The following is a 23,078-nucleotide window of genomic DNA, read 5'->3' on the forward strand; positions in this document are numbered from 1 at the left end:
AACATGATATAACCAGGTTTAGGCCTTGAGAATCACTCTCAAAGGCCTAAACCATTTTGCGTATAAGCACTTTTCTACGCAATCTTATTAAATTTTTTTAATCAAAATTTTGTCCATTGATGATTACAAATCAGACTGAAAGATTAAATTTTGCCTCGACTAAAAACATACCTGCGTATCCAGATTTCTTGGATATCCAAGTTAAATCTTTTAAAGATTTCTTTCAGCTAGAAACCAAATCTGAAGAAAGAGGCAATGAAGGTTTATACAATACCTTCATGGAAAATTTCCCTATTACTGATACTAGAAATCAGTTTGTATTGGAATTTCTTGATTACTTTGTAGACCCTCCCCGTTATACAATTGAAGAATGTATTGATAGAGGTTTAACCTATAGTGTTCCTCTTAAAGCACGTTTAAAACTGTACTGTACTGACCCAGAACACGAAGATTTTGAAACGATTGTTCAAGATGTGTATCTAGGAACCATACCTTATATGACGCCGAGTGGTACTTTTGTAATCAATGGAGCTGAACGTGTAGTGGTATCTCAATTGCACCGTTCACCTGGTGTTTTCTTTGGTCAATCTTTCCATGCAAATGGTACAAAATTATATTCAGCTAGAGTTATCCCCTTCAAGGGTTCTTGGATTGAGTTTGCTACCGATATCAATAGCGTGATGTACGCCTATATCGATAGAAAGAAAAAATTACCTGTTACAACTTTATTCCGCGCCATAGGCTTCGAAAGAGACAAGGACATCCTAGAGATTTTCGACCTTGCAGAGGAGATTAAAGTATCGAAAACAGGTCTTAAAAAATATATTGGACGAAGACTTGCTGCACGTGTATTAAACACTTGGCACGAGGATTTCGTTGATGAAGACACTGGTGAAGTGGTTTCTATTGAGAGAAATGAAATTATCTTAGACCGGGATACGGTGCTAGACAAAGATAATATCGAAGAAATCATAGATGCCAACGTGAAAACAGTGCTTCTGCACAAAGAAGACGCGAATCAGGCAGATTATGCCATCATACATAACACCTTGCAAAAGGACCCTACGAACTCTGAAAAAGAGGCCGTAGAACATATTTACCGTCAATTGAGAAACGCAGAACCGCCTGATGAAGAAACGGCGCGTGGTATCATTGACAAATTGTTTTTCTCCGATCAACGTTACAATCTAGGTGAGGTAGGTCGTTACAGAATGAACAAAAAATTAAACTTGGATACCCCAATCGACAAACAGGTTTTGACAAAAGAGGATATTATCACTATTGTTAAATACCTGATTGAATTGATTAACTCCAAGGCGGAGATCGATGATATTGATCACTTGTCTAACCGTCGTGTTAGAACAGTAGGAGAACAATTATCTGCGCAATTCGGTGTTGGTTTAGCTCGTATGGCAAGAACAATTCGCGAACGTATGAACGTACGGGACAACGAGGTGTTTACCCCTATCGATTTGATCAACGCGAAAACCCTATCTTCGGTAATCAATTCTTTCTTCGGAACGAATCAGTTATCGCAGTTCATGGATCAAACCAATCCATTGGCCGAAATTACCCACAAGCGTAGACTTTCTGCCCTTGGACCTGGTGGTCTTTCTCGTGAAAGAGCCGGATTTGAGGTGCGTGACGTTCACTATACGCACTACGGTCGTTTATGTCCTATTGAAACCCCGGAGGGACCAAACATTGGTTTGATCTCGTCTTTGGCAGTTTATGCCAAAGTAAACGGTATGGGCTTTATCGAAACACCTTATAGAAAGGTTACCGACGGTAAAGTGGATTTGACTTCTGAACCGATTTATTTAAGCGCTGAAGAAGAAGAAGAAAAGATGATTGCTCAGGCAAACATCGAAATGAAAGAAGATGGTTCAATAACTGCAGAACGCGTTATTGCAAGAGAAGAAGGCGATTTCCCGGTGGTAACACCAACGGAAATTCACTATACAGACGTAGCACCTAACCAAATTGCTTCGATTTCGGCTTCGTTGATTCCTTTCTTGGAACACGATGATGCCAACAGGGCTTTGATGGGATCAAACATGATGCGCCAAGCGGTGCCTTTGTTAAGACCGCAAGCGCCGATCGTAGGAACTGGTTTAGAGCGTCAAGTAGCTTCGGATTCCAGAGTTTTAATCAATGCGGAAGGCAATGGTGTTGTGGAATATGTAGATGCTCAAAAAATCATCATCAAGTACGACCGTACGGATGAAGATCGTTTGATCAGCTTCGACAGCGACGAGAAAACCTACAACTTGATCAAATTTAGAAAGACGAATCAAAGTACGAGTATCAACCTTAAACCGATTGTTCGCAAGGGCGATCGCGTGACTAAAGGGCAGGTATTGTGCGACGGTTATGCTACTGAAAACGGCGAATTGGCTCTAGGTCGTAACTTGAAAGTGGCTTTTATGCCGTGGAAGGGATACAACTTTGAGGATGCGATCGTAATCTCTGAAAAAGTGGTTCGCGACGACATCTTTACCTCGATTCACGTGGACGATTATACACTGGAAGTTAGAGATACCAAATTGGGTAACGAAGAGTTGACCAATGACATCCCTAACGTTAGTGAAGAAGCGACCAAAGACTTGGACGAAAACGGTATGATCCGCATTGGAGCAGAAGTGAAACCAGGTGATATCTTGATTGGTAAAATTACTCCTAAAGGAGAATCGGATCCAACGCCAGAGGAAAAACTTTTAAGAGCCATCTTTGGTGACAAAGCCGGTGATGTAAAAGATGCTTCACTGAAAGCTTCCCCATCGTTAAGAGGGGTGGTTTTAGATAAAAAATTATTCGCAAGAGCGGTAAAAGACAAACGCAAACGTTCCAAAGATAAAGATGAATTGGCCGTACTTGAAACCAAGTTCGAAGTTAAATTCAACGAGTTAAAAGAGCGTTTGGTTGAGAAGTTATTCTTTATCGTAAACGGGAAAACATCTCAAGGGGTGTTGAACGATTTGGGAGAAGAGATTTTGCCTAAAGGTAAAAAATACACTCAAAAAATGTTGTTTGCCGTAGAAGATTTCGCGCACTTGACCAAAGGACAATGGACAACCGACGATCATACCAACGATATGATTACCGATTTGATTCACAACTATAAAATCAAGCTGAACGACCTTCAAGGGATGTTGAGAAGAGAAAAATTCATGATCACTGTAGGTGATGAACTTCCTTCTGGTATCTTAAAATTAGCTAAGGTATATATCGCCAAAAAACGTAAGTTGAAAGTTGGGGATAAAATGGCTGGACGTCACGGAAATAAAGGTATTGTTGCCAAAATTGTACGTGATGAAGACATGCCGTTCTTAGAAGATGGAACACCGGTTGATATCGTATTGAATCCACTAGGGGTACCTTCTCGTATGAATATCGGGCAGATTTATGAAACGGTTCTTGGATGGGCTGGACAAAAATTGGGAAGAACTTTTGCGACGCCTATTTTTGACGGGGCAAACCTCGATCAGATCAATGAATTTACCGATGAAGCGGGAATCCCAAGATTTGGACATACCTATCTATACGATGGAGGAACGGGAGAACGTTTTGACCAAAGAGCAACGGTGGGTGTAATTTATATGTTAAAATTAGGACACATGGTAGACGATAAGATGCACGCGCGTTCTATCGGACCATACTCTTTAATCACGCAACAACCATTAGGTGGTAAGGCGCAATTTGGAGGTCAACGTTTTGGAGAGATGGAGGTTTGGGCTCTTGAAGCTTATGGTGCATCGAGTACACTACGTGAAATATTGACGGTTAAATCGGATGACGTGATTGGTAGAGCAAAAACTTACGAAGCTATCGTTAAGGGCGAACCTATGCCAGAACCAGGACTTCCAGAATCATTCAATGTATTAATGCATGAATTGAAAGGTCTTGGATTAGACATCAGATTAGAAGAATAAACTAAGTAATGTGACAAGCAGTATACCTGTATACTGCTTGTTTTTTACAATACACTTTAACAAGTAAGTTTACCATGAATAAAAATAAAGAGAAAAATACCGTAAAAAGGTTCAATAAAATCTCAATTGGTCTGGCCTCTCCAGAGTCTATACTTGCAGAGTCTAGGGGTGAAGTTTTAAAACCTGAAACCATAAATTACCGTACACACAAACCCGAGCGTGATGGTCTTTTCTGCGAACGTATCTTCGGTCCTGTTAAAGATTTTGAATGTGCTTGTGGTAAATACAAAAGAATCCGTTATAAAGGTATCGTTTGTGACCGTTGTGGGGTAGAAGTTACAGAGAAAAAAGTACGTAGAGATAGAGTTGGACACATTAACTTGGTTGTTCCAATTGCGCATATATGGTATTTCCGTTCGCTGCCTAATAAAATTGGTTATATCCTTGGACTTCCGTCTAAGAAATTAGATATGATCATTTATTACGAACGCTATGTGGTCATCCAAGCCGGTATCGCTAAAACTGCGGAAGGTGAATCTTTAAAAAGACTGGACTTCTTAACGGAAGAAGAATATCTAAACATCTTAGATACCCTTCCGATGGAAAACCAATATTTAGACGATAACGATCCAAATAAATTCATCGCCAAAATGGGTGCGGAATGTATTATGGACTTATTGGCTCGTATCGACTTAGATCAACTATCCTATGATTTGCGTCACGCGGCCAATACCGAAACGTCTAAACAAAGAAAAACAGAAGCCTTAAAAAGACTTCAAGTGGTGGAAGCTTTCCGCGAATCCAACAATGCACGTGAAAACCGTCCAGAGTGGATGATTCTTAAAGTAATTCCTGTGATTCCACCAGAACTTCGTCCTTTAGTGCCACTAGATGGAGGTCGTTTTGCCACTTCGGATTTGAATGATCTTTACCGTCGTGTAATCATCAGAAACAACCGTTTAAAACGATTGATGGAGATCAAAGCTCCTGAAGTAATCTTGCGTAACGAAAAGCGTATGCTTCAAGAATCGGTAGATTCCCTTTTTGACAATACCAGAAAATCTTCTGCTGTTAAAACCGAATCCAACCGTCCTTTGAAATCACTTTCGGATTCCCTAAAGGGTAAACAAGGTCGTTTCCGTCAAAACTTACTGGGTAAACGTGTGGATTATTCTGCGCGTTCGGTAATTGTTGTTGGACCGGAATTGAAATTGTTCGAATGTGGGTTGCCTAAAGATATGGCTGCGGAGTTGTACAAACCTTTTGTGATTCGTAAATTGATCGAAAGAGGTATTGTGAAAACCGTAAAATCGGCCAAGAAAATTATAGACAAGAAAGAACCAGTAGTTTGGGATATCTTGGAAAACGTGATCAAGGGACATCCCGTTCTTTTAAACCGTGCTCCAACACTTCACAGACTGGGAATCCAAGCATTCCAGCCTAAGCTTATCGAAGGTAAAGCCATTCAGCTTCACCCCTTGGTATGTACGGCCTTTAATGCCGATTTCGATGGTGACCAGATGGCGGTCCACTTACCACTAGGTCCAGAAGCAATTTTGGAATCGCAGTTGTTGATGTTGGCTTCTCACAATATATTAAACCCTGCCAATGGTGCACCTATTACGGTACCATCGCAGGATATGGTTTTGGGCTTGTATTACATGACCAAAGTACGTCGTTCGACTCCAGAAGAACCCGTTATGGGAGAAGGCATGACTTTCTATTCTGCAGAAGAAGTAAACATCGCTAAAAACGAGGGGAAACTCGCGTTGAACGCCGCGGTTAAAGTGCGTGCAAAAGACTTTAACGCGGAAGGGGAATTGGTGTATCAAATCATCGAAACCACTGCTGGTAGAGTGTTGTTTAACGAAGTAGTGCCAGAAAAAGCCGGTTTCATCAATGAGGTATTGACTAAAAAATCCCTTAGAGATATTATCGGTAGAATTTTAAATCAAACCGATGTTCCTACTACGGCGGCCTTTTTGGACGACATGAAGAGCATGGGGTATAACTTTGCCTTTAAAGGAGGATTGTCATTCAGTTTGGGTGATATTATGATCCCGGAACGCAAACAAGAATTGATCGACGATGCCAACCAACAAGTAGCCCATATTACGGTAAACTACAACATGGGACTGATCACCAATAACGAACGTTACAACCAAGTTATTGATGTGTGGACATCGACCAACGCCATGTTGACAGAATTGGCCATGAAAAATATCCGCGAGGATAAACAAGGGTTCAACTCGGTATATATGATGCTTGACTCTGGAGCAAGGGGATCAAAAGAACAGATTCGTCAGCTTACCGGTATGCGTGGTTTGATGGCCAAACCTAAGAAATCTACCGCTGGTGGTGGGGAGATTATTGAAAACCCGATTCTTTCAAACTTTAAAGAAGGTTTGTCGATTTTGGAATACTTTATCTCTACCCACGGTGCGCGTAAAGGACTTGCGGATACGGCTTTGAAAACGGCCGATGCTGGATACTTGACACGTCGTCTTCACGATGTGGCTCAAGACGTTATTGTAAACACGGTTGACTGTGGTACACTAAGAGGAATCGAAGTATCTGCACTTAAGAAAAACGAAGAGGTGGTAGAAACCTTAGCGGAGCGAATCTTGGGTCGTGTGGTTTTGGAAGACGTCATTCATCCAATGACTTCTGCCGTTATCATCGAAGCAGGAAACGAAATTACCGAGGTTCACGCCAAAATTATCAACGCATCTCCAATCGAAAGAGTAGAGGTTCGTTCGCCATTGACCTGTGAGGCTACTAGTGGAATCTGTGCCAGATGTTACGGACGTAACTTGGCTACCGGTAGAATGACCCAAAAAGGGGAAGCTGTTGGAGTAGTTGCTGCACAATCTATTGGAGAACCGGGTACACAGTTAACCCTAAGAACCTTCCACGTTGGGGGTACTGCAGGTAACATTTCTGAAACTTCTAGCATCGTAACCAAATTCAAAGGTCGTTTAGACATGGAAGATTTGAGAACCGTGAAGAGTGAAGACGCCGATGGTAAATCGGTTGATATCGTTATTTCGCGTTCTACAGAGTTGAAATTGGTAGACGAAAACACCGGTATCGTTTTAAATACGCACAACATCCCTTACGGTTCAACCATCTTCGTCAAAGACGGTCAAATCGCGGATGAAGGAACTACCATCTGTAAGTGGGATCCATATAATGGAGTAATTGTTTCCGAGTTTACTGGAAAAATTGCTTATGAAGATATCGAACAAGGACAGACGTTCATGGTTGAAATCGATGAGCAAACAGGTTTCCAGGAGAAAGTAATTTCGGAATCTAGAAATAAAAAATTAATCCCTACCCTATTGATTTATGGTAATGATGGGGAATTGATTCGTTCGTACAACTTGCCGGTGGGATCCCACTTAATGGTTAATAACGGCGAAAAGATTAAAGCGGGTAAAGTCTTGGTTAAGATTCCTCGTCACTCGTCTAAAGCAGGAGATATTACCGGAGGTTTACCTAGAATTACCGAGTTGTTAGAGGCTCGTAATCCTTCGAATCCAGCGGTGGTTTCTGAAATTGATGGTGTAGTATCTTTCGGTAAAATCAAAAGGGGTAACCGCGAAATCGTGGTGGAATCTAAATTGGGTGACGTTAAAAAATACCTGGTTAAGCTATCCAACCAAATTTTGGTTCAAGAGAATGACTTCGTCAAAGCCGGTATGGCACTTTCCGATGGAGCAATCACTCCAGACGATATCTTGAGAATTCAAGGACCTTCTGCTGTTCAACAGTATTTGGTAAACGAAATTCAAGAGGTATACCGCTTGCAAGGGGTAAAGATCAACGACAAACACTTTGAGGTGGTAATTCGTCAGATGATGCGTAAAGTGAGAATTCAAGATCCAGGGGATACCCTGTTCTTAGAAGATCAATTGGCTCACGCCAGTGACTTTATCGTGGACAACGACAAATTATACGGAATGAAAGTGGTAGAAGATTCAGGAGATTCGGCGAACCTTAAAGAAGGTCAAATTATCTCGACTAGAGAGTTGCGCGACGAAAACTCTTTGTTGAGACGCGAAGACAAAAACTTGGTAGTGGCCAGAGATGTAATGCCAGCGACAGCTACACCAATTCTTCAAGGAATTACCAGAGCTTCCTTGCAAACCAAATCGTTTATTTCTGCAGCTTCCTTCCAGGAGACTACAAAAGTGTTAAACGAAGCGGCTGTTGCAGGTAAGATCGACAGATTGACCGGATTGAAAGAAAACGTTATTGTAGGACATAGAATTCCTGCAGGAACGGGTATGAGAGAATATGAATCGATTCTAGTGAGTTCTATGGACGACGTAGAGTTGAATAATGAAACGGAAGATTTAAATTTCTAAAACCATGGATAACGATCAACAACAAGGCCAATTCAACATCGAATTGGATGAAAAAACCGCAGAGGGAATCTATTCCAACTTGGCGATTATCAATCATTCCAACACGGAATTTGTAGTAGATTTTATTAATGTAATGCCCGGAGTTCCCAAGGCCAAAGTGAAGTCGAGAGTAATCTTGACCCCACAACACGCCAAGAGATTGCTCAAAGCATTAGAAGAGAATATTCAACGATTTGAAGCGGTTAACGGTGAAATTAAAGATGTAGAGCAAATGCCTATTCCCTTGAATTTCGGTCCTACAGGACAGGCCTAGTCGCCATTTAAACGTACTAAAAACCCCATTTGACGCTGTCAGATGGGGTTTTTTCATTTATTTTTTTTCAACATCTTGATGCCTTATCCGAAACACCTAATTTTATTAACAACCGCCACCGCATATATGTGTGGTGTGCTTGTGAATATATAAGTGGTAGTTTTTTTAGCAATCAATCGGTTTATCTAGTCAACGGTCGTCATCGTGTGACGGTTAATTCTCACTAGGTAGTTTTTGGGCTGACTGCGTTTTATTTCCATCTTAAGGTGGCGTTTTTATCGTTGTTAAAAAATGTAATTTATCTATGGTTATTTTGCTTTTGTGTTCAAAAATTACTATTTTAGTTAAATAAGTAATGTTTTGTTGCTTTTTATTCAGAATTTGTATTTTTATTGCTCGTAAAATAGTAATATAAAAACATTGATGAAATGAAAAGAATTACCTTTTTATTCTTGCTGTCGTTTAGCCTGTGCTGTTCGGCTCAAGAATACGTGCGATTGGGAATATCGACGGGCTTTAACGCCGATGTAATCGCCAATGGAACTGGTCCGGCTATAGCCTCTACGACACACCGCGTAGACGAAGACCAATTCGATTTTTTGAGCTTGGACTTCAAGGAGTCTGATTCTGCGCCAGCTGCAACTGTCGGACTTCCGATTGATGGGGTGATTAACGCGGCTTTTCTTCCCACACTGAACTTTCAATTGCAATCGTATAGTCAAAACAATTCCTTGAGAATTGGCGCAGTAGGGGAGTCGGGCGAGCTGATTTTTGCGATACCCCAACAATTGACCAAACTGTACTTCTTAGTCACAGGGGGGAGTGCGGGTTCAAGTCCGATTAATTTCGATGTCACTGTTCACTTTTCCGACAGTACCACGGAAACTTTTACACTGCTATCCGTGTTGGATTGGTATGGAGGCAGCCCTAGTACAGCTGCGATTTCCGGCATAGGACGGGTGCACGTAGGTACCAACGACATTGAAACTCCTGCTGGGAATCCAAAGATGTTTGGGGAAGAAATTAATTTGAATTCGGCTAACTACTATAAGAATGCGACTAAGGTGGTTATCACCAAAACCTCTTCTAACGGCGTGCTTAATGTCTTTGCCGTATCGGGGATTCGTACACCGCGTTGTTTTATGCCTGGAGCGGCAACGGTTAGCGACATTACTGCTCACACAGCTATGCTGCATTGGGGGGCAGCTGAGCTTGCGCCTGAAACGGGGTATTCCTATGAGGTACGAAGCAGCGGTTTACCCGGTAGTGGCGCAAATGGATTGGGTGCCGCGGGTCTTGTGACCCAAAACATATTAGCCGCTGCGGTATCTGATTTACAAGAAGCGACCGTATATACCGTTTATGTTAAATCGGGATGTGCTGCTGCTGGATATAGCGATTGGACCGATGGTTATCAGTTTCGAACCGCTTGTTTGTTTCCAGAGGCCACCATTACAGCTACCGCGCTTTGCGGGGTAGGTCGCGTTACCATGACAGCCAATGTTACCGGTGCGAACGTCAGATGGTTTGATAGCGCTCTAGGAGGAGAGCCTCTAGGAGATTCTTTGGTCTTCGTTACCCCGAGATTAAGCGAAACTACCTCATTTTGGTTCAGCAAGCTGCTTCCCAATGCTTCCCTGGAAAAAACAGGAAAACTTGCTGTGGGCGCTACACCGTTGAGCAATAGCGGCTATGTCGCGTCAGGAGTGGTCTTCGACGTGGCAGAAACTGTCTACTTGGAGAGTGTAGATGTGTATTCGGGCACCGATGGACTGCTGGAAATTGCCCTAGTTAATGACCAAGGCATCGAATTCTTTACTACCGGCATGCAACCCATAGTAGGACATGATAACTTAGTGCCCAATGTGGTCGGTTTGGGCGTGGAAGTTCCTCCGGGAAATGCCTATAGGATGCTGATAAAAAATGCCTCCAATCTCAATTTGCTCTACGAAAATGACAATCTTAATTTTCCCTATGCCGATGAAAATCAGGGCGTCAAGATTACGGCTTCTGATTACTTATCGGTGACCACAAGTGTTTATGCTTACTTTTACAATATTACCTTTTTTAGAGGCTGTGTATCGCCTAGGGAAGAAATTGAGGTATCGGTAGATAATTCTGCGCCGAGTCTGACTTTGAGCCAGGTTCAAAACGATCTTTGCGCCGGGCAGCTCAGTGAAAACATAACCCTCTTAGCTGGGGCAACCGATTACAGTACCTTTGTATGGGAGCCTTCCGAAGGAGTTTCGGGCAATGCCCAAGATGGCTGGGTATTTAATCCTTCCCATTCTCAGGTCTACACCTTGACAGCTTCGCAAAGCAATGGACTGCAATGCACCATGGTTAAAGAAGTAGCCATCAATCGAAAATCGGAACTCGTGCCGCAATATGCTCCAGTATACAATCCGGTGGTATTGTGTCAAAGCACGATAGTTCCCTTGAGCGTAGACTTTATAAGTGATCGCAGCATTCAGGTTGGCTCAAGCGTATCTCAAGATTTTAATAATAATTTATCCGCTTTCAATAATTACAGACATTCAGCTAGAGTCCAGATGCTGTTTACTGCAACAGAAATTAGAGCCTTGGGCATGGTCGACGGACCGATCAACTCCATCGCCTTTTATGTGTCGTCTTTAGGTGCTTCGCCAACGAATGACGATTACACAGTGCGTATAGCACATTCGGACTTGTCCTCCTATATTCATAAAAACTACGTTGAAGACGGCTTTGTAACAGTGTTTTCGCCACAGACTTATACCCATACCGATTCCGGCTGGCAAACCATAACCTTCGATACCCTTTTTGAATGGGATGGAATAAGCAATATCGTTATCGAAATCGAACATACCGGAATAGATGACTATTCCAGCGCTAAAACGCATTATACCGCTACCGATGATTATAAGGTAATTTATGGTTATAACGGAAATACAACGTATTTATCTCGAAATCGATTTAATATAAAACTGCAGCAAATCATACCGCAACAGGTAACCTGGGAATCGCAAGCTTCCGGGCTTTATATCGACGAAGCTGCCACCATTTCCTATGTGCAAAATACCCATGCACCATCGGTATACTACCAGCCAGCGCATTCAGGCGTTAGTGCGGTGACCGCTACTTTGACGGTGGGGACTTGTTCTACCACACATACATTTGATATACACAATTCGAGCAATGGGGCGCCGCTACCAGGGGTAGAAAGCGAGGTGCTCCTATGCGACGGAAGTACCCTGGAAAACATTACAGTACAAGGCCAAAATTTAAAATGGTTCGATACGCAAAACAATGGACAACCCCTAGATATTTCCACCGTGTTGCAGTCGGGCGTCTATTATGTCAATCAAACCGTAGACGGTTGTGAGTCGGCATTAAAAAGCGTACAGGTGAATATTGTAGCGCGGCCAAGCGCTCCGACCAATACGACGAACCTATTCTGTGGCGAGGTAGAAGTGCGTACCGGCGATATGCATGTGGAATATGAGCCTGGAAATACACTCAATTGGTATGACCTATTGGGCAATCCCATATCCGCCGATTACGTATTGACAAGTGGTAGCGGGTATTGGGTATCCCAATCCAATGCGGCTTGCGAATCGGACCTCGTATTAGCCGTGCTTTATGTTTATTCCACACCAGATGCGCCGGAGATTGAAGCACAACAGTACTGCGGTGCAGTTACGGTAGCCCAGTCGCGTGATGTTATAGCGCAAGGTGCACTGCGTTATTTTGTGCAAGAACAAGGCGGTACTGCTTTGGAGGACGACGCCGTATTGACTACGAGAACCTACTATATCAGCAAAGTGGTGGAAAACTGCGAGTCCCAACGAGCAGCCGTTGAATTTGTAGTCGATGAAATTCCACAAGCGCCTACAGGGGCAGCGAATCAGGAATTTAGCGTCGAAAGTGAAAGCACCATAGCTGCCTTGGTTACTGCCGAAGAAAATGTCGTGTGGTTTGCCACGGAAGAAGATGCTCGAGCAAACAAAAACAGCCTACCTAGCACTGCGCTCTTAGCCTCCGAAACGGTTTATTACGGCGTGTTGATTTCGGATCTGGGATGCGTGAGCGAGCCCTTTGCTGTGAAGGTGACGCTGATTTTAGGGGTAAATGGATTTGATTTGGACGAATTGGCCTACTATCCAAATCCTGTAAAAGAGATTTTAAAGATTTCGTATCGCCAAACGCTGGTTAAAGTCGAAGTGTATGCGCTTTCCGGCAAGCGTCTTTTGGTACAAGAATGTACTGACCACACGGTGGAAATAGCCATGGGCGATTTGCCTGCAGCGACTTATATCATTAAACTTTATACCGCGAACCAGAGCCAAGCTATTCGAGTGATTAAAAATTAATGAAATGGATTATAGAGAAGCACCCTAGTACCCGATTTTTTGCAGAAGCTTAAAGCCTTTAGAAGAAAAAGTGTGAAAGGGCTCATTTGCCAAGGCATCTCAAACTCGTAAAAACGAGGCTTGAGGTGCTTTTGGCTTTTTGTTCAAGACCCTGCCAATAGAAGGGAGCGAACCACAGTACAAGGTCAACGCTCGCTAGAGAACGATAGCAAAGCGCTGTTTGTGAACCAAAGATTTTTAGTGGGAGTGAAAAGGGACTGCATATCCAGAGCCAATCAAGGCATTTACGCGGTGTAGCGCAGCCAAAGTAACGGAGGCTTTTAGCAATATATACCTTTAAGTCACTTCTTTAAAATCTTAAAATTTAGCGCTTTATCAGTTTACAAATTAAATTAACATTTATATTTTATTGAAGTCGACTTTATGTTGTGAATGAGTGATGGAAAGTTTTAAACGCCATTTTGAATTTTATATGGGAATCGCTTTATGTTTACGTGCTATAAATTCACGTATAGCAGTTTATTGACTGGTTGTGGTTTTTTGTTTTGCTTTAGTGCGGTCATTTTAATGTTAACACGGTTTCTTAAAATGCAAATTTTTCATTATTTTCGTGTTATTTCTTTATTATAGTTAAATATGGATTGTTTTTATAATTTTTAATTGTGTTTTGTATTTTTATTGCCTATTAGGTCTTAATATAAAAACAATTGAATAATGAGAACAGTTTTACTTTTATTAATAGTGCTGCTCTGTTGGAGTGGATCAGCACAGGAATACGCAGCCTTAACCATTGCTACGGGCTTTAATGCCGATGTCGTGGCCAATGGCGTGGGACCGGCCAGCGCGTCGACTACCCATCGCCTGGACAACGACAGTTTTAATTTGTTGAGTCGCGATTTTAAAGCGACTCCAGATTCGCCCGATTCCGATGTTGGCCTTCCAGTCGACCGCTCGATTAGTGCCGCAAACATTGCGGGATTGCGCTTTCAGATGGGCGATTACAGCCAGCCTAATGCACTGAGATTAGGCCAGACCAATGCTGCGGGTACCTTGGCTTTTGGTACGGCGGTAAAGGCCAAGAAGCTGTACTTGCTCGCTACAGCGGGAAATGCCGCAAGCGCTCCCGTTCATTTTAGCGCAATACTGCAATTTGAAGGCGGCACCTCCCAAACCGCTGCGGACTTGACCGTGGCAGATTGGTTTGCGGGTACGACAGCAGCTACGGTAATTTCCGGACTCGGCAGGGTAAATGCCCTCACGGATGTCGTCGAAACACCCACGGGAAACCCCAAGCTGTTTAGCGTGGAAATAACCCTCGATGAGGCCAATCAACTCAAAAATTTAACCGGCGTACAACTCACCAAAATATCGAGCTCAGAAGGGGTTTTAAACGTGTTTGCAGCCACTGCTGTCATCGTTCCGGATTGTCCCGAACCCACGGCGGTTATCGTGCAAAACATAAGGGATACAGCCGCCACAATCAAGTGGACAGCCCCAACGGTAGCCCCCGATATGGGGTATGAATACGAAGTGAGAACAAGCGGGGAGCCGGGGAGTGGTACAACGGGCTTGGCGGTTTCCGATACGGTAGCGAACACCACTTTAACGGCGGAGTTCAGCGCTTTGACCGGTGCGACGGAATATGCCGTATACCTCCGTGCAAAATGCACGGATACCTCTTGGAGTACTTGGGTCAAAAAAGTATTTAAGACACCCTGCTCATATCCCGAATTGACCGTAACCGACGGTACAGCCTGCGGTAGTGGAGCGGTGACCTTAAAAGCGACGGTGTCGTCGGGAACCGCAAAATGGTATGCCAGCAGTAGTAGTCGAACCCCCATCGGAAGAGGTACCCTATTTACCACCCCGGTTTTAGAATCAACCACCAACTACTGGGTCGCCGCCGAAGCGGCTAATACCCAAAGGGGAACGGCGGGAAAAAGTACTGTGGCATCCAATGCCTCTACCTTGACACTGAGTAATTTGGGTATCGTGTTCGATGTCGCCCATCCTATTGAACTCAAAAGCGTGTCGCTCTATTCCACTACAGAGGGTACGGTAAAGATTAAAATTACAAACTCGTACGGCGTAGAACTCTACAGCACCGATGTGGTAAATATTGTAAATACCGGTGTGACCAATCCGAACATCATTCCGCTCAATGTGGAATTGCCGGTTGGCGTTGGATATCGAATGTTACTCAAAGAAGCTACCGGGGTTACTTTGCTCTTTGATAACGACAGCAGCCTAGTGCAATTTCCCTACGTGGATTCGAACGGCAGCATGACCGTTACAGCGTCGCGATGGATGGGTACGGAGTTTACGTCACTATATTATTATTTTTACAACATCAAATACAACAAGAGCTGTACATCTCCGAGAAAAAAAGTTGTCGCTACGATAACGCGAGCACCCAATTTTACCCTGAGCTCAGACTTTGAGTTTGTCTGCGTAGGCTATCCCACCAACGCGGTCACCGTGGCCACCGGTAGAGATTCGTATGATTCGTACGTCTGGACACCCGCTACTGGAGTTACCGGAGATGCCCAATCGGGTTGGGTTTTTACACCCTCGGAAAGCACGGTTTATCAATTAAAGGCCTCGCAAACAAGCGGGGAGAAATGTCAAGTATTTCGTTCGGTGGATGTCTTGACCCAACCGAGTCCCGAGTTGACTTTTATGCCTGAAGTAGACCCGCCGCCGGTCTGCGGGAGTGATATTGTACCCCTGGGCGTGATGTACGATAACGATAAGAGCATGGTGGTGGGTACAGCGGTACCGACTACCTTCTCCAACGCGGTATCGGCCTTTAACAACTACAGTTCTAGCGCGCGGGTACAATTGTTGTTTACCGCCGCTGAATTGCGAAGTCACGGCATGTTAGTCGGTCCTATAAGTGCTATTTCCTTTGAAGTGAGTAGCTTGGGAGCCAATGAAAACAATTGGAATTATAAAGTGCGCATAGCGCCAACAACGCTGACTAAATTTATGTCGAGCTATATAGAACGGGGTTTTACGACCGTCTTTTATGCAGAAACCTATACGCATACCGCATCGGGATGGCAGGAAATTGTCTTTGATACTCCCTATTATTGGGACGGGGTTACCAATTTAATTATCGACCTGGACTATAGAGGAACGAATTTTAGTTCCAATGCCAATACGCTTTATACCCCTACGACAGAAAGAAGAATGATACACAGCTCCTATAATTCCGCCTCAAAGACGACTTCGGTAAACCGATTTAACACCAAGTTTAGACAGTATTTCTCCTATAGAGTGAACTGGGAAGCAGCGGGGCAAGGCTTGTTTGTCGATCCCGAAGCGCAGATTCCGTATGTGCCGAATACCAATATGAGAAAAGTCTTTTACCGACCGCAACAGGAGGGTCTCAATCAAATTTTCGCCAAGGTGGATTTGTATGGATGCAAAGCGGAAAAGGAGTTTAAAGTACAAGCGAATTTCAAGGCAATGCCCGAAGCGGAGGACGTACAGGTATTTTGTGGTCATCCCACGGTAGCCGAACTGGAGGCTAGCGGCCATAACCTAAAGTGGTACGACCGCGAATTTGGAGGCGTCCCTTTGCAAAATGCAGACTCGTTACGCGCTGCTACCTACTACGTTGCTCAAAACATAGATGGTTGTGCATCGCTGCGAAAAGCGACTAGGGTGGAACTGCTAATCCAACCCGACAAACCCATTTATACCCGTAGGGTCTTATGTGGTGAGGTCTATTTACGAGACTTGGATTTGCAATATCTGGAGGGCAATACGTTGCAGTGGTATGATGAATACGGAAATCCAATTACGTCGGATTTGCGCCTAAGTTCGGAATTGCAAACCTATTATGTATCGCAGAGCAACACAGACTGTGAGTCGCAACATACTCGACTGGAGCTTGGGGTTCATCCTGTTCCCGTTGCTCCTACCGCCAATCGACTGGTGGTGTGCGGTCATGCTCGAGTGTCCGATTTAAGGGTGCAGAGCCTGCCCGGCGCAGTGATAAAGTGTTATTACGATGCGCAGAGCACGCAACCCTTGCACGCTACTGATTTGTTGAGTACGCGAACCTACTACCTGACGCAGACATTGGCAGGCTGTGAATCCGAACGTGTAGCTGTGGCCGTATCGACCTATGCTGCTGTGCCAATACCGCTAGCGCAAAACCAAAGCTTTTGCACAACGGATATTCGCGTGGCGGATTTAGAAGTAATCCCGCTGGATGGAGCTAGGGTCAATTGGTATAATGCCTTACATGCTACGGTTGCTTTAGCGGAAAATCAAATCCTGAGAAGCGGCGTATATTACGTATCTCAAACCCTAGGCGAATGCGAATCGCCCCGAACACGTGTCGGGGTGCATATCGGAGAAAAACCCGAGGCACCGCAAATCACGAGCCAGCAATTCTGTGGTCGCGCTACGGTGTCTCAGCTGCGGGTCAATACGCCCGACGATATGGTGGCGAAGTGGTATACCGAGGCCGTCGGAGGTGAAGCCTTGAGCGCGGAAGATATCCTACAAAACGGCTGGTACTATGCAAGTCTTTCGTGGCACGACTGTGAATCGCCTAGAATCCGATTTGAAGTGACGATCAATGCCATTCCCGATTCCCCTACAGGCATTCCCGTGCAGGAGTTTACTACTCAGGCCGTGGTTGGCGATTTAGTAGTGGATCAAGAAGACGTGGCTTGGTTTAGCTCCTTGAGCGATGCACAGTACTTTAGAAATCGGTTGTGGTCCGATATTCCATTGACCGATCACAATATCTATTACGCGGTTGTCCAAGCGGCAACAGGCTGTTGGAGCAAGCCGTTTGCAGTCCAAGTACATATCAATCTGAATGCGGTTTCCTTTGATGCAAAAAGCTTCCGCTATTATCCGAATCCGGTGCGCGATGTGTTAACGCTATCCCATCGAGAAACCATACATAAAGTGGTGGTCTATTCTTTGTCGGGGCAGCAGTTATTCGTTGTCAAAGCAGCTGATTCTACCGTTGAAGTACCGATGGATGCCCTGCCCAAAGAAACCTATGTGGTGAAAGTATATACCGCTACAACCACAGAGGTGTTTAAAGTGATAAAGAATTGATGCGACGAATGGCAGCTGTTGTCTTACGGTCGTCTGATTCGCAATCGTCAAATAATACCAATTATGCTTGCGTGTTGTGATCTCGCGATCAATCCGCTAGTTTGATAAAAGCACCACGGGCTTGTGAAAACGAGCAGTGGTGCTTTTTTTTATGCGAGCCTTTGAGGCAAAAGAGTCGAAATTTTACTCTTTTTATAGGCGCTTCGCAGCCTTAGGTGAAATTTTTTTACACGCTGAAATCCACACCCCTGACCGGGCATTATTCGGCGCCAATCCAGTTTTTTTTAGCATACATCAGCGGTTTTTTTTAAATGACTAACGGCGTTTTTGTTCTCGAATTTTTACGTATATAAGAGTTTGTGGTCAGATAATTGCATTTTAAGTGTTTTCAAGTGTTAAAATTACGATATTATTCGGAGTTGTGAATAAAAAGTGTACTTTTAAAACCCTTAATATAAACATAAATTATTTTTAATGAAAAAAACTACACTTCTACTTTTACAGTTGTTTTTGTTGTTTTTCTGTTGGGGCGGAAAAGCGCAAGAATACGTGCGGCTAGGGATAACCTCTGGCTTTAATGCGGATGTTATTGCCAATGGCGTTGGACCGGTTTCCGGTTCAACGAATCAGCGCGTTGACGGTGCGGAGTATAATTTCCTCAGCAAGGATTTTAAACTCACCTCAACTTCGGAAGCCGCGGTTACGGGATTGCCCGTTGATCGGATAATCAATGCGACAAACATACCCGCTTTGAGTTTCTTACTACAGCCGTATAACCAGAATAATTCCCTGCAGCTATCGGCAGCCAATGCCCCCGCTACCATGGTGTTTTCCAATCAGGAAAGGGCGTCAAAAATGTACCTTTTGGCTACGGCTAGCTCGGCGACAGCTGCTACAGTAAGCGTCAAAGCAAAGATCAATTTTAGCGATAATACCTCCCAAACCATTACCGGTATTAGCGTAGCAGACTGGCTTGAGGGAACGGGAACCAATACGGCACTAGCAGACTTCGGTCGGGTGAGTCATCTGAGCAACTTAGTGGAGAATCCAGCGGGGAAACCCAAGTTGTTTAGTGTGGAACTAACGGTTGATGAAGCCAATTCGGGCAAGCTAATCGCCAGTGTTGAATTGACCAAAACGTCGACCGTAGCGGCCGTTTTAAACGTGCTCGGGGTTTCCGTAATTAAAAGTCCAGAATGTATCGTTCCCACTGCGGTAACCATCGAAGATGTTTTGGGCACGTCTGCTACCATTAGATGGGTGGCTCCTACTTCGCTACCCGCTTCGGGCTTCGAGTATGAGGTGAGAATTAGCGGTTTACCCGGTAGCGGTGCTACGGGCTTAGCGGCAACGGGTACGGTAGCCAATACGGTTTTGTTAAAAAACGTAACGGGCCTAGAGGGCGGAACGAGATATTTTGTTTACGTCCGTTCCAAGTGTGGAAGTGCTTATTTTAGTCCATGGACGGCGTCTCGGAACTTTACGACACCCTGTGTGTTTTTACCGATAACCTCCACGGGTGGAACCGTATGTGGACAAGGTAAAGCAACACTGACTGCTGCGGTTGATTCGGGTACTTTAAAGTGGTACGACGCCCCTGCCGGTGGCACAACAGTAGGTACAGGTCCCTCGTTTCAAACACCGCTAATCACTGCAACCACTTCTTTTTGGGTCGCTTCAGTGGCCGATGGTAGTGTGGAAGGTCAAGGAGGAAAAGCAACTTCGTTTGGCGTTGATGGAACTTTTAGCACGACAAACTGGGGAGTCGTTTTTAGTCTAACCGAGGAAATTACCTTAAAAAGTGTGGACTTGTATTCTACATCTGCCGGTACGGTAAGTGTGGCAATTGTAAACTCAAGCGGTGTGGAGCTTTTTGTGAGTCCAGTAGAAAATATTGCCAATGGTGGATATACCACACCAAACGTAGTGCCTCTAGGTTTTACCTTAGCTGCAGGTACAGGGTATCGAATGTTAATCAAATCATATTCCGGTGCAAATTTAGTACGTGACATCGCGGCAGCTACTTTTCCCTATTTAGATACAAATAACATACTAACGGTAACTTCGAGCTGGAGTGGATCGGTTAGCTCATCGACCTACTACTATTTCTATAATATAAAATACGAAAAAGGTTGTACTTCGCCAAGACAAGAAGTAGTAGCCACAGTAACCCCAGCACCTGCTCTTACCTTGAGTAGAACTACTGCTGATGTTTGCGGCGGACAAACTACTCCTGTAATAACCATTGCAACAGGTGGAGCCTCTTATGATACCTACGCTTGGAGTCCGACTACAGGTGTCTCTGGCAATGCGCAAAACGGATGGGTATTCAATACGACTACCAGTCAAACCTATACCTTAACGGCATCGCAAAGCACGGGACAACGGTGCCAGATTACCAAAGAATTCCAGGTAAACGTATTGCCTACTCCCGATGTGACTTATATACCAGCAACAGATTTGGAAGGGGTTTGTCAGAATACGATAGTACCATTACAGATTACGGATCACAATGAACGAACCGTCGAAGTCGGTACGGGTGTACCCACTTCGTTTTCCAATGATTTATCGGCCTTTAACAATTACCGTGTTTCGGCCAAGGTGCAAATGTTATTCACTGCTCAAGAACTCAGAGATTTGGGACTCTCCGCAGGGAATTTCAACTCCATTGCCTTCAATGTAATCACTTTGGGGTCGAGTGCGTCCAACAATAATTACACGGTGCGAATAGCACCGACCAGCTTAACGGCTTTTCCTTCGGCGACTTATATCACGACCAACTTCGTGACGGTTTTTTCAATACCGACTTATACGCATACGGCTTCGGGTTGGCAAGAACTGGTTTTTAACACGCCTTATGCATGGGATGGAATATCAAACCTGATTGTAGAAATCGACCATCAAGGTATAAATTCAAGTGCTAGTGCGTCAACGCTACACACGGTAACAACTGATAATACCGTTCTAGGGGGGTATAACAGCGGAACACCGTCCTTGTCTAAAAACCGCTTTAATACGAAAATCAAGCAAATAATCCCGACCGTTGCGGTATGGGAAACCGAAAGCGGAGCAGGATTGTATACAGATGCTGCGGCAACTATTCCGTATGTAGCCGAGACCAGTGCCAAGAAAATCTACTACAGACCACAACAGGCGGGTATGAACGAGGTGACGGTTACAGTTTCCATAGCAAATTGCGTACAGACCAAGGTCTTTAAAATTGATACCATTACTACGGAACAAGCCGTAGCCGATGAAATACAATATTTCTGTGGTGCAACAAAAGTGGCTAGTTTAACCGCTCAAGGGCAGCGAATCAAGTGGTATACCATGCCTACGGGGGGAACCCAGTTGGCCAATACCGAGGTGCTCCATGCAGGGTTCTATTATGTAACACAAACTATTGATGGCTGTGAATCCGTAGCGAAGAAAGTAGAGGTGCGTTTCTACGATCAGCCTCGAGTACCGACTTATATGGCGAGAAGCATCTGTGGTGCGGTATACATCAACGATCTCGATGTACAAGCAGATATGGGAAATACTTTAAAATGGTATGACGAAAGTGATAATTTAATCGCGAACAATGCGCTTTTATATACCGGGGTATACTATGTGACACAGAGCACCGTTAATTGTGAATCGGAGCGTTTAAGAATTCCAATCATAGTAAATGCAGTGCCGGCAGCGCCATCTTCATCGGGACTCATTGTATGTGGGCAAGCTAAGGTGTCGGATTTGCCGGTTCAAATAGCTCCAGGTGCTACGGCAAACTGGTACGCTTCTGAAAACAGTACCGCGGCCATTCCGTCCACAACTCTGTTGAATTCGGGAACGTATTATTTGAGTCAATCCCTATTGGGGTGTGAGTCGCTTCGAGTGGCCGTTACCATCGCAGTTTATGCCGCTGTACCAGCTCCTGTAGCTCAAAATCAGAATTTCTGTACCACTCAAGTGCGCGTTGCTAATTTGGAAGTAACCGCCACGCCGGGAGCTACGGTAAATTGGTATTCTACCGTCACCGGTGGAACACCATTGAGCCAAGCACAACTTTTGACTTCGGGCTTGTATTATGTCGCTCAGAAAATTGGGGAGTGCGAATCTCCAAGAGTTCGTGTAGGAGTAAATGTGGTCAACAATGCCCTTGCTCCAACTGCAGTAGCGCAGCAATTCTGCGGTAGTGCAACCGTATCGCAGTTGCGCGCGAATCTGTCAGCGAATATGAATGCCAAGTGGTATGTACAAGAAGTAGGAGGAGAAGCGCTGTCGGAAACGACCCTGCTTCAAAATGGCTGGTATTTTGTTAGCCAAACAATCTACGGATGTGAATCGCCAAGAACTCGAGTTGAGGTAAGGGTAAATGCAATCCCGCAAGCGCCAACCGGACAAGCTATTCAAGAATTCCAAGTAGGCCAAGTGGTAGCCGATTTACGCACCGACCAACCTGGGGTAGTTTGGTTTGCTTCCTTAGCAGATGCCAAAGCCAACAGAGGTAGTTTATTGCCTAATATTCCATTAAGTGATGCTGCGATATATTACGGTATTCTCTTCTCGGCAGAAGGATGTTATAGTGAACCTTTTGCGGTAACCGTGAAAATTAACTTAGGACTCGATGGCTTTGATTTAAAAGAACTCAATTACTACCCTAATCCGGTGCATGATTTCTTGACAATCACCTACAGGGAAACCATTGTTAAAGTAGAGGTTTATTCCTTGACAGGACAGCGTTTGTTGCAGTTACAAACAAACGATTACAGTGTCAATGTCGATATGAGTGCTTTGGCTAAAGCCAGTTATGTGGTCAAGATTTATACCGCGACCAAGGCGCAAAGCATTAAAGTAATCAAGAAGTAAATAAGGCCTCTCTGTACTACGACAGTACGGGTTTGATATCGAGTATTCTGGAGTAGGGGAGTTTTGCGCTATAGCTATGCGCATCATGCCTAAATTTAAAAAGCATCTCTGACTGGCGAAAGCCAGTTAAGAGGTGCTTTTTTTTTGGAAAAATGCGGTTTTGGATTGTTTG

6 protein-coding genes are annotated in these 23,078 nt (G+C 44.3%); all 6 read left to right on the forward strand.

Translation table 11 applies throughout. From position 1 onward, the window contains the following. The first annotated feature begins 119 nt into the window (after positions 1–119). The 6 genes from rpoB to ACQZ43_RS06430 all read left to right on the forward strand — a co-directional run bounded on the left by rpoB (position 120) and on the right by ACQZ43_RS06430 (position 22,906). On the forward strand, positions 120–3,932 hold the full coding sequence (gene rpoB, locus ACQZ43_RS06405) for a DNA-directed RNA polymerase subunit beta (protein WP_430615123.1): 3,813 nt from the start codon (positions 120–122) through the stop codon (positions 3,930–3,932). Between the two features lie 74 nt (positions 3,933–4,006). Next, positions 4,007–8,302: a DNA-directed RNA polymerase subunit beta' gene (gene rpoC / locus ACQZ43_RS06410; RefSeq protein ID WP_430615124.1), complete on the forward strand. Its 4,296-nt coding sequence runs from the start codon at positions 4,007–4,009 to the stop codon at positions 8,300–8,302. A gap of 4 nt (positions 8,303–8,306) precedes the next feature. After that, positions 8,307–8,615 carry a DUF3467 domain-containing protein gene (locus tag ACQZ43_RS06415; protein WP_430615125.1) on the forward strand — a complete coding sequence of 103 codons (309 nt, stop codon included), beginning with the start codon at positions 8,307–8,309 and terminating at the stop codon, positions 8,613–8,615. 428 nt (positions 8,616–9,043) lie between these two features. After that, complete coding sequence (locus ACQZ43_RS06420) at positions 9,044–12,967, forward strand: T9SS type A sorting domain-containing protein (RefSeq protein WP_430615126.1); 3,924 nt, start codon at positions 9,044–9,046, stop codon at positions 12,965–12,967. Positions 12,968–13,681: 714 nt separating this feature from the next. Then, positions 13,682–18,055 (forward strand): T9SS type A sorting domain-containing protein, encoded by a 4,374-nt coding sequence (locus tag ACQZ43_RS06425; protein ID WP_430615127.1) that lies wholly within the window; start codon positions 13,682–13,684, stop codon positions 18,053–18,055. A 474-nt stretch (positions 18,056–18,529) separates the two neighbouring features. After that, entirely contained in the window at positions 18,530–22,906 is a 4,377-nt protein-coding gene (locus ACQZ43_RS06430) for a T9SS type A sorting domain-containing protein (RefSeq protein ID WP_430615128.1), read from the forward strand. The last annotated feature ends 172 nt before the right edge of the window (positions 22,907–23,078 follow it).

The organism is Flavobacterium sp. JP2137 (assembly GCF_050562195.1).
GTDB lineage: Bacteria > Bacteroidota > Bacteroidia > Flavobacteriales > Flavobacteriaceae > Flavobacterium.

Coding starts and splice junctions, on each gene's coding strand:
- rpoB (WP_430615123.1), top strand. CDS start 120: ATGATTACAAATCAGACTGAAAGATTAAATTTTGCCTCGACTAAAAAC.
- rpoC (WP_430615124.1), top strand. CDS start 4,007: ATGAATAAAAATAAAGAGAAAAATACCGTAAAAAGGTTCAATAAAATC.
- ACQZ43_RS06415 (WP_430615125.1), top strand. CDS start 8,307: ATGGATAACGATCAACAACAAGGCCAATTCAACATCGAATTGGATGAA.
- ACQZ43_RS06420 (WP_430615126.1), top strand. CDS start 9,044: ATGAAAAGAATTACCTTTTTATTCTTGCTGTCGTTTAGCCTGTGCTGT.
- ACQZ43_RS06425 (WP_430615127.1), top strand. CDS start 13,682: ATGAGAACAGTTTTACTTTTATTAATAGTGCTGCTCTGTTGGAGTGGA.
- ACQZ43_RS06430 (WP_430615128.1), top strand. CDS start 18,530: ATGAAAAAAACTACACTTCTACTTTTACAGTTGTTTTTGTTGTTTTTC.